Consider the following 15,400-nt stretch of genomic DNA (forward strand, 5'->3'; position numbering starts at 1 on the left):
TGATTTATTGCTGAAGGATACTGCATAAAATGACAATTTATTCAGACACCCTTAATTATTTAGATTTAAAAATTTGATAATATTTTCAACATGTTGCTCCTTTTGATAGTTCCTGTATAGGTTACTGGATAATCGAACAGGGTCACCAAAAAAGTATCTTTCATATTGGTTTTGCCTTGTACCGAAGGAACTCATTGTAAGATCCCATGCCAAACGAAATAGTTTCACACGGTTCAAAGCATTCATACCATCTGCTTGAAGATATTGGTCGAGCTCTGGTCTAATTTCAGATTCAAAGGCGTTTTCTGTTGGTAAAGAAATCATTCCACTTGCACCAATAATCTGTATAATTTCGCTAAAACGGGGATAAATCTTAGGGAAAATGTTACTGGCGACTTGTAATGGTATCATACTTGGACGCATATATCCCCATTGATCTAATTCAGCATCATTTTCTGCCTTTTCTAAGAGTGCTTTCATGGTTTCAAGGCCAATGATGATTTCGGACAGTTTTTCATGAATATGTTGATATTCCCCAACATTAATCGTATCGACAAGTAGTTTAGCCACTCCAAGAATAAATTCGGTTTTTACAATTTGTCTAGTTACCACTTGATGATAGGCGAATTGGTAAAAAGAGCTTTCAGCCAGAAAATCGGTTGCTGCCTCTACATTGTCGTAATAAAATACACGATCCCATGGTACCAATACATTGTCAAAGACAACAATAGAATCCATTTCCTCATATCTTGAACTTAAGGGATAATTAAAGGAAGATTCTCCCCCGACAAAAGATTCCCTGCAGAAAAATTTTAATCCTTCGGTATTAGATGGAATGGAAAAAGCGAATGCCTCGCTAGGATCAAAAAACACTCTTGGAGCAGAAAAAACTAAAACTTCATCCGTCAAACCACCTTGAGTGGCAAGCAAGCGGGCACCTTTTATCACCAGTCCTTTTTCATTTCGATCGATTACCTTCGCAGAAATGGGCTCATCGGTGAATCCTAAATAGACTTGAGATCGATTGACTTGTGGCGTGATAAAGGTATGGGTAAACGAGAGGTCGTGTTCCATTGCCCTTTCATACAGGCATTGAATATTTTCAGGAAAACAATTTTCTCTATCTTTTAAAAGGATCGATGAGGAGGCAAAGCTCATCACTACAGTATTCATATAATCAGGACTTCTTCCCATCATTCCATGTGTGTTTCTTGCCCAGTATTCAATCATCTTTCTTCTTCTCTTTAAATCTTCTTTTGTTTTTGGCTGCAGATAGGATATCCCTATAGGTTCTTCTTTACCAGGTAAAAGGAAAGTCATCTCCTCTTTTAGAACGGGGTCATTTTGTAAATCATAAAGGGAAGCTTTTGCTTTAAGAATTCCTTTAAAAGCAAGATGCTCAGAAATTTTCCCCTTAATTTTTTTTCCATCAAACCAAATTTCGTTTTCTAACTTATTTAAACGATCAATAAAATTTTTTCCACTAATAGTTCCCATTTATTATTCGCTCCCTTTGTCGCAACCTCCATAAAAACGAACTAGCTAAGCTAGTATCATTTTATTGGATAACTTGAATGCTTGTTCCTATGGGAAAAGCCTTGTTTTTAATTGTGTGTTAGCTTACTTTTATTCCCGACACTTTAGTGACCCCCCCCCCTTAAGGTTCTGTTGACAATCTAAAAAGTCATACTTGATAGCTTCAGATCTAGAAAATAAAAAAGAAGACGAATCCTATATGTTGAGGAATCTGTCTTCTCTTTGTATTGATTTGCTATTTGTTAACAGCCCATTAGCAGGCTTTTTATTGAGTGAAAATGAAAATAAAAATAAAAATATGTCTTCTAGTCGTATTAAGGGGGTTAATACAGTGATGCGCGTGGTGGTTGCGGATGAGCCGGAAGCTGCACTCCTTGTGGTGGCTGCGGATGAGCCGGGAGATGAACTCCTTGTGGCGGCTGCGGATGAGCCGGAAGCTGCACTCCTTGTGGCGGCTGCGGATGAGCCGGGAGATGAACTCCTTGTGGCGGCTGCGGATGAGCCGGGAGATGAACTCCTTGTGGCGGCTGCGGATGAGCCGGAAGGTGTACTCCTTGTGGCGGCTGCGGATGAGCCGGGAGATGAACTCCCTGTGGCGGCTGCGGATGAGCCGGAAGGTGTACTCCTTGTGGCGGCTGCGGATGAGCCGGAAGGTGTACTCCTTGTGGCGGCTGCGGATGAGCCGGGAGATGAACTCCTTGTGGTGGCTGCGGATGAGCCGGGAGATGAACTCCTTGTGGCGGCTGCGGATGAGCCGGGAGATGAACTCCCTGTGGCGGCTGCGGATGAGCCGGGAGATGAACTCCTTGTGGCGGCTGCGGATGAGCCGGGAGATGAACTCCCTGTGGCGGCTGCGGATGAGCCGGAAGGTGTACTCCTTGTGGCGGCTGCGGATGAGCCGGAAGGTGTACTGGGTATGGTGGGTATGGATGAGGAATGCCAGGTGCTCCAAAACCGAGACCAGGAAAATAACCAAAACCTGAACCTGGTCCACCTAATCCATAGCCTGGATAATACCACAAACCTAGACCAGGTTCACCAAATCCCAAACCAGGATAAAAACCATAACCAGAGCCAGGTCCACCCAGACCAACCCCTGGATAAATCCTTTCATCTCTTGGATAAGCAATATAATATACAGTTACATATGGAATCACAATAATCCTCCTTATTTTATTTTGCTTTAGAGCATTCATTCCTGAATTGGGGTAATTGATCTAAAAATGTTGAAGACCACAGGGATTCTATGCGTGGGGAGACATATGTTGCATATATCCCATAATTCAAATCCCTCCTTATTGAAACAGACTTATAACCAGGTTATGCTAAAGGTCAGAGCTTGGGTTGGGTTTATGACCTAGATAGTTTATGAAAAGGGATAGCTGTCTCCAATGTATCGGCAAGCCCCAATCCCTTTTTTACTTAAGGTATAAGTCATTTCCAATTGAAGAAACAATACAGGTAAATTCGATTCTGTGAGAATTTGCTTTATCAAGATGACTTATCAACAATTGAATTAAAGTTCATTAATAAATTTACAGAAGGAAATTTTTTATAAATCAATTCGCTAAGAGTAGAGTGATTACTTATAAATTCTAGTTATTTATTATTTATCTGAAGTATAAGATTTTAAAAAACTTTTATCCATTTACGAGTTTCTACCGGATAGATATAAGAATGAAATTGGTGAGTTCGTAATGAAATACGGAATGAGGAATATGACAAACAATAAAATTGCAGGTGATTAAAAAAGATAGTTGTTTGTTAATACAGATTGGTCTTGTTTTAGTAACAAGATTGTTGTGAAGTAATGAACTTAACCTATCGGGTGCTTGAGCTCAAGAATGATTGCTCCGGTGGTCTTTTTCTTTATTAAAGGAACGGGAAGGTTAGTAAAAGACACAAGAAGATTCAGATTCACATTATTTCAATAAATATAAATACTCAGGTAAAATGGATAGGAGAGGAGAGTGATAACAATTGAAAGCACAAGTGATAAAAAAATTTGGGAATCCATCTGTTTTTGAAATCGCTGAGGTTCCTAAGCCTGAAGCAATTCCTGGGCATGTTGTTATTCAAGTAAAAGCAACAAGTGTCAATCCAATTGATACAAAGATTCGGTTTGGAGTGGTGCCTGCTATTGCACCAGAATTTCCAGCGATATTAAACAGTGATGTAGCAGGAGTTGTTGTTGAGGTCGGAGAAGAAGTAACAGAGTTCAAGGTTGGTGATGAAGTCTTTGGTTGTGCAGGTGGTGTTAAAGGAACTGGCGGTGCCCTTGCTGAATATATGCTTGCGGATGTGCAGCTTCTAGCTCCTAAACCAAAAAATGTAACGATGGTACAAGCAGCGGCTCTTCCTCTCGTTACCATTACAGCATGGGAGTCACTTTATGATCGTGCGAATGTTCAAAACGGTCAATCGGTACTTATTCATGGAGCCACAGGTGGGGTAGGTCATGTCGCCATACAACTAGCAAAGTTAGCTGGTGCAAAAGTATATACTACTGCTTCATCAGAGGAAAAGTTAAGCATTGGAAAGCGTTTGGGTGCTGATGTGTCCATTAATTATCTGGAACAGTCAGTGGAGGAGTACGTAAAGGAATATACAGATCGAAAAGGGTTTGACGTTGTGTTCGATACAGTAGGAGGTGAAAACCTCGATCAATCTTTCCAAGCTGCTGCCACTTACGGAACGGTATTATCTATCGCAGCACGCTCAACACATGATTTGTCACCTTTACATGCTAAGGCACTATCCTTACATATTACCTTTATGATATTAAAAATAATGGATAAGGAAAAAAGGCAGGATTATGGAAACATTTTACGAGCAGTTACAAAGCTTGTTGAGGAAGGGAAAATCCAGCCGTTAGTCGATGAGAGGGTTTTTAATTTTGATCAAGTACAGGAAGCACATACTTTATTGGAATCTAAAAACGCTATCGGAAAGGTCGTCTTGAGAAATGAATGGTAAGTAGTTGGGAACTGAATTGTTTTGCTCGTCGGATTAAGATTGATGTCTTGTTGTTATAATTTTTGTTCGCTGCGTATTTTATTGAGTAATACCTGGCACCCAGCTGAAACAAGACGATAGGTTTCATCAAAATCACCTGTATAAAATGGATCGGGGACATCTTTCCTGTATTTGGTCAGGTCAAGCAGCCTAATGATCTTTGGATGATTAGGCTTCCCGGTTATCCTGTAAATATTTTTTATGTTGCTTTCGTCCATACCGATAATATAGTCGAATTTCCAAAAGTCTTCTTTCTTTAGTCGGCGTCCAACAAGCCCATTAGAAGAGATATTGTATTTCTTCAGAATATCAAGAGTACCTTCGTGCGGAGGGAAGCCGATTTGCCATGAACTCGTTGCAGCGGAATCAACTGCGATTTTGTTTGTCAAATTTTCCTTTTTGACTAAGTTGCGAAACAAAGCTTCAGCCATCGGTGAACGGCAAATATTCCCCAGGCATACAAATAAAACGTTGATCATGAACTTTAACCCCTTTAATTGATTTTATTTTTTTCAATTTAATAGTTTTTTTGAAATGAATTATGTATTTGCAAAATAGTGGATTGGACAGGTGTGTTGTTTTGCACACCTCCTGGCGTTCTTGGGGTCTTTTAATACCAGCAAAACCAGCTCCGTAAGTACCGGCTGCCAAGTACAGTGCCTTCTTTGCATTCGTAATCACAAAGTATGTATCGAACAGAAAAATGGAACGGCGCTAGTGCTATTTTTAGAGAGTGTTTCCTTGCAACTGAAATGCGAAGAAAGCTAAGGACCTTTTTTATGCGTCCTTCATTTGGAGGAATATTTTAATGAACCAATTAAAAGAAAAAATTGCAATTATTACGGGTGTAAGCCGTCTGAAAGGGATTGGGGCAGCTATTTGTAAAGAGTTAGCTGATACGGGTTATCATATCTTTTTTACGTACTGGACGGAATATGATAAAAAAATGCCTTGGAGCATTGATTTAGATGAGCCAATGAAATTAAAAGAAGAATTATTAAAAAAAGGTGTTAAGGTGTCATGTATGGAGTTGGATTTAACGCAACATAACGCACCTGAACAACTTATAAATAGAGTTTTGGAAGAACTTGGTTATCCTGATATTTTAATTAATAATGCAGCATATTCAACGAACAACGATTATTCAAATGTAACTGCTGAAGAATTAGATAAACATTACATGGTAAATGTTCGTGCAACAACATTATTAAGTAGTAAATTTGCTCAAGGGTTTGATAAAAAATCTGGCGGAAGAATAGTCAATATTACTTCAGGTCAATTTCAAGGACCAATGCCTGGTGAATTAGCATATGCAACAACTAAGGGAGCAGTTGATGCTCTAACTATTACATTGTCAGCTGAACTAGCCCCATTAGGAATAACGGTCAATGCAATAAATCCAGGTCCAACCGATACAGGTTGGATGACAGAGGAAATAAAAAGTATGGTACAACCGAAGTTTCCTTTCGGTAGAATAGGTGAACCGAGAGATGTAGCAAAAAGCATTAAATTTCTAGTCAGCGATGATGCGGATTGGATTACAGGTCAGATTATACATTCAGAAGGTGGATTTAGAAGATAAATTAATCTAAAAAGGCTCTGATTCTAGAGCCTTTTTGCTGTATTATATTTCAAAGATATATATATCAATTTGTGTGAAGGATTACACTTAAAGTAACCCGTGCATATGTTAAAGATGGGATGGCTGCGGCAATCCTGTTTTTTTGTTGTGTTAACGTGGCAATATTTAGTTTACCAGGAAATACTTTCAGTATAATTTAAAAGATTATAGGACTAATAAAAAAGGGGTTAGCTTTCTCCCTTTTTTATTAGTCTTCTCACAAACCAAACTTGTATAAATAGCATCTCGTATAAAAATGGATAACAGATAGCTGAATGCCACCATTTCCATCCACCATGAAAGTGTTCATATCCTGCAAGATAAAAGGAATATTCAAATGCCGTTGAGAAAATAGACCACGCAAGGACATACGCCACTTTTGCTTTTATGCCTCTTTCATAAGGAAACCAATTAATCAAAAGGATTGTAGCTGCTGGATATATACCAAGGATAATAAGAGTCGTTTGCCAGTCAATAAGCTTCGGTTCAAAGAATCCATACCAATCCCATTTGTCTGTCCATCTGTCTGTAAATTCTGATACAAACAGACCCCAGAAGACGGACGCATAATATACAATAGGTTGTAACTTCTTTTTGGTTAATAATGCTATTGTATTAAAGGTCAAAACAGAAACATAAAGATACCACATAAATTTCCTCACTTGTCACTTGTTAAGTATAGATTGTCAATATGGTATCTTTTTTAATCACTACGTATGTAGCATAGGCGATCTTGCTGTAGAATTGTTTGTAATTCCTTATTAATGTAAAGAGTGCATTAATGGAACAACGGTAATACCTTTTTTCTTCTTAAAGTGGATGCCAGTATAGATAGAAAAAAGAGGTGCAATATATTATTGTTAGGATCATTCAATAATGAGGGATGAATTTATGTATAGCCAAATAGATAAAATGGGTAGCAAATATCATTCACTTCAAACTGATATATGGCTGCATCACGATTTATTTAGTGCTGGTTGGTTAAGTATCGTTATTATAAATATTGTATTTCTTATCCTGTTCATTCTCTTAATCGACCGTTATCGAACGTTATTAATTTCTTTTGCTTTTATGGTTAGTTTTTTAAGTGTTGGTATAGCAAATGAAATAGGTTCTTATTTTGATTTTTGGAGTTATCCGCATCAGTTCCTTGTTTTTACACATCGTTTTAATGCAGTAGATTTTTCTGTGATGCCAGTTATTATGACTTTAACTTATCAATACTTTTCAAAGTGGAAGCCTTATTTTGTCGCCACTGTTATTATGTCGGCAATAATTTGTTTCATCGGGGTACCGATTTTTGTTATTTTGAGATTGTATAAATTAGAAAATTGGAACTACTTCTACTCTTTTTTGGTCACTCTTTTAATGTTTGTTATCATGAAAATGATTGTTGATTTTGTAAACAATAGGTCAAAAAAGCAATAATATTCTAGTTTGAAGTTCATTCTTTTGATAGGGCGATGCTGTAAGAAGACATCGTTTATCTAACTTTTCTACAGCTGCCAATGTAGAAGCTTTTTAATTTGTAAACAGGGTATGTTAGTTTGTGAAGTATTGTACCTAAACAAACGGGTAGCTTGAGTTCAGTAAATTAAATTTGATAAAGAAGAGTGTCAGTTAATGGCACTCATCTTTATTATATGGAATTGATAATATTTATCATTACTCCTAACTTGGAATGGGATAATATTACTGAAGATTTTTATTGAGATATACAAAATAAAAATAGAGTTGGGAAACATATTAAAATTTTTATAGTTTTCTAAAAAAAGGTCTATACATATTTCTTTTTTTTGATTACACTGTATTATAACAACAGAAATTTAAATTAACTGTATTAATAAAGGGGGAGTTAAAATGTTAATGAGTCCAGTTGAATTTTTCCGCAACATGCCAAAAAAGGAATGCACTGAATGCGGGCAGCATATTCAAGAGCAAGCAGAAAGTTATTTGATGGATTGTGACCAATGTTTATCCAAAAAAGAACAGTAAAGTTTGTTAACTCTCCAGCACTGCTGGGGGGTTTTTTACTTTCATAACAATAAGTTACCGTTAAGTGAGTGAGACTGAAATATTGAATTGAAGTAAAAAGTCCCCAGAGGAGAAACTAGTATTCTTTAATGGGATACTCTTTTTTGTCTTCCCTATGATCTGTTTAATTAATAAATATTACTCTCGTTTGTTGACGAAATTTATCTCTGGGTCAATATGATATATTGTGAAGATTTACACTTAAACTCCCATGAAAATAAAACCTGAAAAAGGGCATGAAAAAATAGACCCAGCAAAACCAGTTTTTAAAAAAAAGGCTGAGCCTCTTGAAGGATCGTATATAGATTGGCTGGTAAATCGACTTGTGAAACCTTTCTACTTAAAATGGAAAAGTTAAAGCTGGCGCAACAACCAGAAAAAGGATTAATCTCCCATGAGTGCTACCCCTAAAGGGTGCGACAGTCGGTGGTACACCGTGGTCGTTGGAGTCAGACTAACGGATGGGCTCAAAGGCACCATAGTTCAAAGACCTTCTTCGCCAGCATTAAAACAGTATAGACTGCATGATCTATTTTCATTCTCTGTGGTGCAGCGACGATTTTGCGCTGCATGGATGGCTAACGGGGCAGGTTACTTGAACAATGTTGTTAGTTGCACGTTTGAAGCAAATGAGGACAAAAAGAAAAACCGTTCAGTTGTCTGAACGGAGAATATTGAATTAGGAGTGTTAATAAATGAAATTTAAATTCCTGTTTTAACGCCAAAACCTACTAAAATTAAGCCAGATGATTTTTGGAATACTTTCTGGAATTTGGAGTTATTCAACCATTTTTTTGCATAATCAATTACATAAACAAGGGTTAGAAACCATAATACAGCGAGTAAAGTAAGGATTGATGCTAACTCAATCAATTGCTGATTTACATTTTCGTTCAAATCGATAAATTGAGGCATGACAGTTATATAAACCAAAACAGTCTTTGGATTAAGAACATTACTAAGTAATGCTTGCATAAAGGACTTTTTATTATGCCGACTTGAAGAATTGATAGGTGCATTCGCTTGTGCTTGAATTTCCTCCAAAGAAAACGCACTTTTGGCAAAAAAACTTTTTATACCCAAATAAATTAAGTAAGCAGCTCCCAAATATTTGATTGTGCTAAAAAGAATTACAGACTTTGCAATGACAACAGATAATCCAAGAATAGCTATAAGCGTCCAAAAAGAAAGTCCAGTTGCCATTCCGAGAACCGTATAACGTCCAGCTCTTGGACCATAGCTAAGCGTGTTTTTCACCAGTAACATAGTATCTGCTCCAGGTATTACAACCATCATTGCAGCAATTGATATGTATGTTAGTAAGCTATCCATGTTGTGTCTCCCTTCCTTTTTTAATAGTGACTACCAAAGTAACTACTTAAATAAGTATATCAGAAGCAATTGGAAATAATCAACAGATTTTGATAAAATATTAGTTACTAAGGTAGCGACTAATTTTATGTTGGAGGGTTTATGAAAGAAATCATTTTTGGAACATTAAAGAATCTAAATTTTACCGAATATGAAGCGAAAGCGTATCTTACCTTATTGGAGGAATCTCCATTAACTGGATATGCAGTAGCGAAAAATTCTGGTGTACCACGTTCAAGAATATATGAAGTTCTAGATAGTCTCGCCATACGAGGAGATATTCTGGTTAGTCCTGGCAACACGCCACAGTATACTCCTGTTCCTGCAAAGGAGCTAATTAAAAACCGCCGAAGGGAAGCAGAAGAGAATTTTGAACTGGCAGAAAAATCATTAGCGGAGTTCGAACGTTCTGCAAATGACCGTGAAAATATCTGGAATATCACGGGTCGCAATGAAATACTCGATAAGGTAAAAGATTGTATATTATCTGCAAAAAAAAGAATTCTCTTAGAGGTTTGGAAAGAGGAATTCGAAGAATTGGAGTCTGAACTAAGGCAGGTAGCAAAAAGAGGGGTCAACGTCACAATTATTGCTTATGGGGAAATCGCCTCTGATTTTGCTAATGCTTACCTTCATTATATGGGTCATGAAATTACAGAAGAGTATGGTGGTCGATGGATTGTTATTAGTACAGATGATTCAGAAGTAGTAGCAGGTATTGTCTCGCTGGGGAAAGATAGCCGTGCAGCATGGACAAGGCATGTAGGTTTAGTCATGCCAATTACAGAAGTCATGATTCATGATTTGTATCTCATGGAAATTATGGAGAAACATAGAGAACTTTTAGAGGAAAGTTTTGGGGAAAACCTCGTGAATTTACGCCATAAATTCTCTATTCACCCAGATTTTAAAAAACATTATGTAAAATAAATTTGTCCTATTGTCTGTTTTATATAACATAAGAAGAGCATTACTTCATAGCAAATAGGCTGTTCTTCTTCAACTAAAGGTGGCGTTAGCTTAAGTTGATGATCGCTGCGGCGGTCATTTTTTCTTGTTAAACTATCGGAGCAGTTTAGTGAAAGATCAACTAAGCCATACAAACCTTTTATTTTTCCATTAAAGCATCCTTCTATATTTTATAGTGTTCATAGTTGCCCCAAAAAGATAAAATATTTGTATATCAAAACTTCAATAAGGTGAAATTATATGTTTAAGAGGAAAATACTGGTTGCTTCTGTTATGACTTTACTATCGTCCATAATGTTTAAGGATATTAGTGCGTTGTTTTTTGTATTTCCATTTTTCTTTTTATATGGTATTCCTGTTTCGTTATTTGCTGAATTTTTATTAAGGAATTTAAATAATCATATCAAGAGAGCTTTATACTCTATGGTCATTCATATAGGAGCAGTTGCTATTTTTTATCCTTGGGATGGCGGTAGTGGATGGGTAACACTTTTCTGTATTAATGCCTTTTCCTTTTATATATTGGATGAGTTTATAATATTGATAAAAAAAAGAAGAAAATCATATTTAATTAACGAGGGCAAGAGTTAAAGATTCAAGCTGTCATTTTGGCGGCTTTTCTTTTTGTGCTAACGAAGCAGGTTAGTTTAATAAGGATTCGTAAAATAATTATCTTCGTTTCACTTCTTTAAAATTCCAAAACAATAGATATAGTTTATAATACAGCTATAATAAATTTTTTAAGGTGGCTATTTATGGAACTAATTACAGGTAAGGTTATAACAATATCTTTATTTTTATTGATAATTACAATGATTGAGACATTAGCTTATTCAACAAGGATTTCAGGAGCAAGAGTAAAATTAATTGCCACTGCTTTATCTTTGTTTAGTACACTCGTAATTATTTCAAGGTTTTCTACAATGATTCAACAACCTCTTACAGCAAAACTGATCGCAGAAGCACCTCATATAAACAAATTACACTACATAGAAGAACAATATAGGATTTTAATTGGGATAACGTCTATTGGGGTGTTGTTCGGCATACTTCTCTTTCCCACATTCATCAATATCTTTTCGCGGGCAATTATTCAACTTTCAAATCAACGTGGTTCAATAATTGCACTATTTGTTAATCAATTCAGTCGAAACGGCATTAGGAAAATATTAATGTGTTTTAGGCTACCGAGATTTACATATCTAAAGGGGATTACCTTAAAAACCATTCCAAAGCGACTCTTTGTGATTAATGTGATCATTTCTGCTGTATTTACCATTGGGGTGTTATCTTCCATTTATGCATCAATGTTAGTTCCTAAAGATTATGCTCAGGCTGCATTAATGTCATCAGGTATTATAAATGGTATAGCAACTATTCTATTGACATTGTTCATTGACCCTAAAGCTTCTGTATTAGCTGATAGAGTAATGAAAAAACAAAGTGATTATATTTACCTAAAAAGTTACTCTTTGACAATGATTAGTTCAAAATTCTTGGGTACTATTGTGGCTCAACTTCTGTTTATCCCTGCGGCGTATTATGTAGCTTGGTTTGCTAAGTGGATTTAATTAGTGCTCGTTAAAAAACTTACACTTAACAAAGAGTCGTAGTTGCGGCTCTTTTCTTGTTCCACTCCCATGAAAATAAAACCTGAAAAAGGGCATGAAAAAATAGACCCAGCAAAACCAGTTTTTAAAAAAAAGGCTGAGCCTCTTGAAGGATCGTATATAGATTGGCTGGTAAATCGACTTGTGAAACCTTTCTACTTAAAATGGAAAAGTTAAAGCTGGCGCAACAACCAGAAAAAGGATTAATCTCCCATGAGTGCTACCCCTAAAGGGTGCGACAGTCGGTGGTACACCGTGGTCGTTGGAGTCAGACTAACGGATGGGCTCAAAGGCACCATAGTTCAAAGACCTTCTTCGCCAGCATTAAAACAGTATAGACTGCATGATCTATTTTCATTCTCTGTGGTGCAGCGACGATTTTGCGCTGCATAGATGGCTAACGGGGCAGGTTAGCTGAATAAGACATAACCAATGTTTACAGAAAATGACTCCATTATTTTATAATGGAGTCTAAATAATTTGCAAAAAAAACAATTTCTTTATGACCAATGGAATCCAGAACTTGTAAGTTCTAGACTCCATATGTCTGGCATGCTGAACTAATCGCATTATAGTATATTTTTTATTAACACTAGAACTTCATTTTAAATTAATCAATTTTAACAAAGGAAGTCTTCGACAAATCATCCAATATCTTCTCCAAGAAAATTAACTCTTGTTCACTGTATTTTTCTATAAACTTTACATAATTTTTTTTTATTTCTTTGTGGAGCAAATTATGTAGATTACAAAGTTCATTTCCTAGTTCAGTCGTACTAAAATATATTTCTTTGTTATTATTTGGGGGATATTCTTTCTTGATTAATTTCTTTTCCACTAATTTTCTAGATATTTTAGTAACAGTGCCTCTTTGCATATTTAATTCTTTAGCAATAGTAATACCTTTTATTGGCTGATCTTTCTGAATGCAATCTAATACATGTAACATCAATATAGTAATATCCTGTAAAATAATTAATAACTCTTCGTTTTTACAATTTTGAATAAGCCAAGTTTTTTCTTTATCATCTTCATTGTTTTTCTCTATTAATTTTATAAATCCATCTAATATATTCTTCTTAATTTTATCCAACTATATTAAATCCCTTCCTATTCGAATATTTATTATTATAACCTATATTGTTTCCAGTAAACAAAATTGACTTTCAAATCGATTTATTTTATAATTGTTTCCAGGAAACAAAATCACCACAAAAGAAAGAGGAAACTCATGATGAATAAAGTATTAGAAACAATCATGAATCATAAATCGATAAGAAAGTTTAAGGATATTAAATTAACAGACGAACAAGTCTTGACAATAGTAAAAGCTGCCCAAATGGCACCATCATCACTCTTTATGCAAGATTATGCCATTATAGGAGTTTCGGATCTGAAAATTAAAGAACAACTTTATCAATTAACAAAAAGTCGTTGGGTGAAAGAGAATGGGTTACTTCTTATTTTTTGCTCGGATTTACATCGAATTACCGTTTTAGCCAGTGATGAACAAAAAAAGAAACTAAGATTAGCTTATAAATTTGGACCTTCCAAAAGAATTTCTACAATTAATACATCTATTGCAGCTCAAAACGCTACTCTAGCTGCCGAATCTATGGGGTTAGGGGTTGTATATAGTGGTGCGATAGCTGTACATGAGAAAGCTGTCAAAAAGATCTTAAAACTACCGAGAAATGTAGTACCTTTATTTGGCCTTTGTATTGGTGTATCAGATAGTACACCTGAACAAAAACCTCGTCTACCTTTACATGCTGTGTATTTTCAGAATGAATACATTCAGGATAAGGAAAAACAAAAGGATTTACTTATTAAGTACGATGAGACAATGAAGAGTTATTATGCATCAAGAACAGATAATAAAAGATCAACTACTTGGTCTCAAAAGACACTTGTTCCAATAAATCAAATTCCATCTTCAAAAATTGGCTTCATGATATTTGCTTTAAAAAGACTATTTTCAAAGTAAATAATTCTCCTAAAACGAGAGGTAAATACAATGAAAAATAAATCGGAACATGAAAATTATCCTGTATTGGACAAGTTACAACATGTAGTTTTTTATGTAAATGATTTAGAGGTTTCACAACGTTTTTATGAAATGATTTTTGATGTACAATGTTCAGCCACGGCTCATCCAGATAGTAGTGCAGCAATGCGATTAGTAGGAAATACAATGAAATTTTATAGTTTTGGGCATTATCAACATGATATTTGTTTAGTACAAAACCCTAAAGTCGTAGTAGATAATGAACAATGGAATCATTACAGTCTAAAATTAGCAAACGGAATTAGATTGGATGAAATAAAGAGGCGTTTAGAAAAACTTCGAATCCCTTATTTTGAAGGTAGAATGTTACCAATATTTTCGAATGAGCAAGAAAAAGTAATTCATTTTAAGGATCCTAACGGTCATGTAATTGAAGTAGTTGAATAGAGAGGATAAGATCATTATGGCTAAACAAATGAGTAAATTACAATCATATTTAAGCCCTGTGTTAAAGAGCAAATTTGTACGTGAGTTAATATTAAAAGAGTGGCTATTTACGTGTCTGATTTGGAGAATTCTATAAATTGGTATATAGAAAAGTTAGGCTTCACTTTAGAAAGGATTACAGAAAAAATTGAGGGTGAGACATTACTGGATCAAACAATCCGTTGTGCTCTTTTAAATACGAAGAACCAAAGGAATGCTCTTGTATTAGTGGAGAGAAGAGATGCCTGTGGTAAAAAGATCCTTCCGTCTACAAATGGATATTTTCATATTGCTTTTGAAATTGAGGAGCATCGTACATCCTTTGAATTTGCTCAACGTCTAAGAGAAAAAAATGTATTTATTAGCTATGGTCCAGTAAAACATAGCCGTGAGGGTGATGGTGAGATTGGTGGTAATATCGCAGTTTATTGTTTAGACCCAGATAATCATTATTTAGAATTCTTTTTTGGTATGGATAAATATGATTCTTTATGTTACTAATAGGTGCAATCCTTCAAGATGAAGATCGCCTTTTTTCTTTTCTAAAAAAAGATTGTGAAATGATGTACTCAAACTAACGGGTGCAAGAGTTAAAGAACCAGCTGCCTGGTTGGCTTTTTTGTTATTGCACTACTGGGGCAGTTAAGTTAAAGATCCGTCCCAATGTATTTCAAAAATAAAAATATTTCGGAATATTTACGTTGACTTCAGGAAAATTATTGAATAAACTATTGGTAATTATCAAATAAA

17 protein-coding genes and 1 other annotated feature (1 of these 18 running past the window's edge) are annotated in these 15,400 nt (G+C 35.6%); of the genes, 12 read left to right on the top strand and 5 right to left on the bottom strand.

Features of this window, described 5'->3' with window-relative positions:
• Positions 1-51: 51 nt before the first annotated feature.
• Positions 52-1,497, bottom strand: coding sequence for a 4-hydroxyphenylacetate 3-monooxygenase, oxygenase component (hpaB, locus tag QNH17_RS14815; RefSeq protein WP_283879377.1), 1,446 nt, complete (start codon positions 1,495-1,497; stop codon positions 52-54).
• A 307-nt stretch (positions 1,498-1,804) separates the two neighbouring features.
• On the opposite strand from hpaB, the gene QNH17_RS14820 reads away from it, so the two are divergent.
• Complete coding sequence (locus QNH17_RS14820) at positions 1,805-2,698, top strand: prolipoprotein diacylglyceryl transferase (protein WP_283879378.1); 894 nt, start codon at positions 1,805-1,807, stop codon at positions 2,696-2,698.
• A gap of 818 nt (positions 2,699-3,516) precedes the next feature.
• Positions 3,517-4,512 (top strand): zinc-dependent alcohol dehydrogenase family protein, encoded by a 996-nt coding sequence (locus QNH17_RS14825; RefSeq protein WP_283879379.1) that lies wholly within the window; start codon positions 3,517-3,519, stop codon positions 4,510-4,512.
• Positions 4,513-4,565: 53 nt separating this feature from the next.
• Here QNH17_RS14825 and QNH17_RS14830 read toward each other — a convergent pair whose 3' ends face one another.
• Positions 4,566-5,030, bottom strand: a complete 465-nt coding sequence (locus QNH17_RS14830; RefSeq protein ID WP_283879380.1) for a low molecular weight protein-tyrosine-phosphatase — start codon at positions 5,028-5,030, stop codon at positions 4,566-4,568.
• A gap of 329 nt (positions 5,031-5,359) precedes the next feature.
• Here QNH17_RS14830 and QNH17_RS14835 point away from each other — a divergent pair, with 329 nt between their 5' ends.
• Positions 5,360-6,133 carry an SDR family oxidoreductase gene (locus QNH17_RS14835; RefSeq protein ID WP_283879381.1) on the top strand — a complete coding sequence of 258 codons (774 nt, stop codon included), beginning with the start codon at positions 5,360-5,362 and terminating at the stop codon, positions 6,131-6,133.
• 227 nt (positions 6,134-6,360) lie between these two features.
• Here QNH17_RS14835 and QNH17_RS14840 read toward each other — a convergent pair whose 3' ends face one another.
• Positions 6,361-6,822 carry a hypothetical protein gene (locus QNH17_RS14840; RefSeq protein WP_283879382.1) on the bottom strand — a complete coding sequence of 154 codons (462 nt, stop codon included), beginning with the start codon at positions 6,820-6,822 and terminating at the stop codon, positions 6,361-6,363.
• A gap of 241 nt (positions 6,823-7,063) precedes the next feature.
• Here QNH17_RS14840 and QNH17_RS14845 point away from each other — a divergent pair, with 241 nt between their 5' ends.
• The 3 genes from QNH17_RS14845 to QNH17_RS14855 all read left to right on the top strand — a co-directional run bounded on the left by QNH17_RS14845 (position 7,064) and on the right by QNH17_RS14855 (position 8,870).
• Positions 7,064-7,600, top strand: coding sequence for a CBO0543 family protein (locus QNH17_RS14845; protein ID WP_283879383.1), 537 nt, complete (start codon positions 7,064-7,066; stop codon positions 7,598-7,600).
• 432 nt (positions 7,601-8,032) lie between these two features.
• A complete protein-coding gene (gene yhfH, locus QNH17_RS14850) occupies positions 8,033-8,167 on the top strand; it encodes a protein YhfH (RefSeq protein WP_283879384.1) in 135 nt (44 codons plus the stop codon).
• Between the two features lie 475 nt (positions 8,168-8,642).
• On the top strand, positions 8,643-8,870 hold the full coding sequence (locus QNH17_RS14855; protein WP_283879385.1) for a hypothetical protein: 228 nt from the start codon (positions 8,643-8,645) through the stop codon (positions 8,868-8,870).
• A 38-nt stretch (positions 8,871-8,908) separates the two neighbouring features.
• On the opposite strand, the gene QNH17_RS14860 is transcribed toward QNH17_RS14855, so the two are convergent.
• Positions 8,909-9,538 (bottom strand): homoserine/threonine efflux transporter, encoded by a 630-nt coding sequence (locus QNH17_RS14860; RefSeq protein WP_283879386.1) that lies wholly within the window; start codon positions 9,536-9,538, stop codon positions 8,909-8,911.
• 141 nt (positions 9,539-9,679) lie between these two features.
• On the opposite strand from QNH17_RS14860, the gene QNH17_RS14865 reads away from it, so the two are divergent.
• The 3 genes from QNH17_RS14865 to QNH17_RS14875 all read left to right on the top strand — a co-directional run bounded on the left by QNH17_RS14865 (position 9,680) and on the right by QNH17_RS14875 (position 12,117).
• Positions 9,680-10,507 carry a TrmB family transcriptional regulator gene (locus QNH17_RS14865; RefSeq protein WP_283879387.1) on the top strand — a complete coding sequence of 276 codons (828 nt, stop codon included), beginning with the start codon at positions 9,680-9,682 and terminating at the stop codon, positions 10,505-10,507.
• A 279-nt stretch (positions 10,508-10,786) separates the two neighbouring features.
• Positions 10,787-11,137 carry a hypothetical protein gene (locus QNH17_RS14870; RefSeq protein ID WP_283879388.1) on the top strand — a complete coding sequence of 117 codons (351 nt, stop codon included), beginning with the start codon at positions 10,787-10,789 and terminating at the stop codon, positions 11,135-11,137.
• A 164-nt stretch (positions 11,138-11,301) separates the two neighbouring features.
• Positions 11,302-12,117, top strand: coding sequence for a lipid II flippase Amj family protein (locus QNH17_RS14875; RefSeq protein ID WP_283879389.1), 816 nt, complete (start codon positions 11,302-11,304; stop codon positions 12,115-12,117).
• Between the two features lie 649 nt (positions 12,118-12,766).
• Here the strand turns inward: QNH17_RS14875 and QNH17_RS14880 are convergent.
• Complete coding sequence (locus tag QNH17_RS14880; RefSeq protein ID WP_283879390.1) at positions 12,767-13,249, bottom strand: MarR family transcriptional regulator; 483 nt, start codon at positions 13,247-13,249, stop codon at positions 12,767-12,769.
• Between the two features lie 138 nt (positions 13,250-13,387).
• On the opposite strand from QNH17_RS14880, the gene QNH17_RS14885 reads away from it, so the two are divergent.
• The 3 genes from QNH17_RS14885 (at position 13,388) to QNH17_RS14895 (ending at position 15,151) form a co-directional block, all read left to right on the top strand.
• A complete protein-coding gene (locus QNH17_RS14885; protein WP_283879391.1) occupies positions 13,388-14,143 on the top strand; it encodes an NADPH-dependent oxidoreductase in 756 nt (251 codons plus the stop codon).
• A 30-nt stretch (positions 14,144-14,173) separates the two neighbouring features.
• Positions 14,174-14,611 carry a VOC family protein gene (locus QNH17_RS14890; protein ID WP_283879392.1) on the top strand — a complete coding sequence of 146 codons (438 nt, stop codon included), beginning with the start codon at positions 14,174-14,176 and terminating at the stop codon, positions 14,609-14,611.
• Between the two features lie 99 nt (positions 14,612-14,710).
• Positions 14,711-15,151 (top strand): VOC family protein, encoded by a 441-nt coding sequence (locus QNH17_RS14895; RefSeq protein ID WP_283879393.1) that lies wholly within the window; start codon positions 14,711-14,713, stop codon positions 15,149-15,151.
• Between the two features lie 244 nt (positions 15,152-15,395).
• Positions 15,396-15,400, top strand: a binding site (T-box leader); it runs 274 nt beyond the window's last position.

The organism is Neobacillus sp. SuZ13, from assembly GCF_030123365.1.
GTDB lineage: Bacteria > Bacillota > Bacilli > Bacillales > Cytobacillaceae > Neobacillus.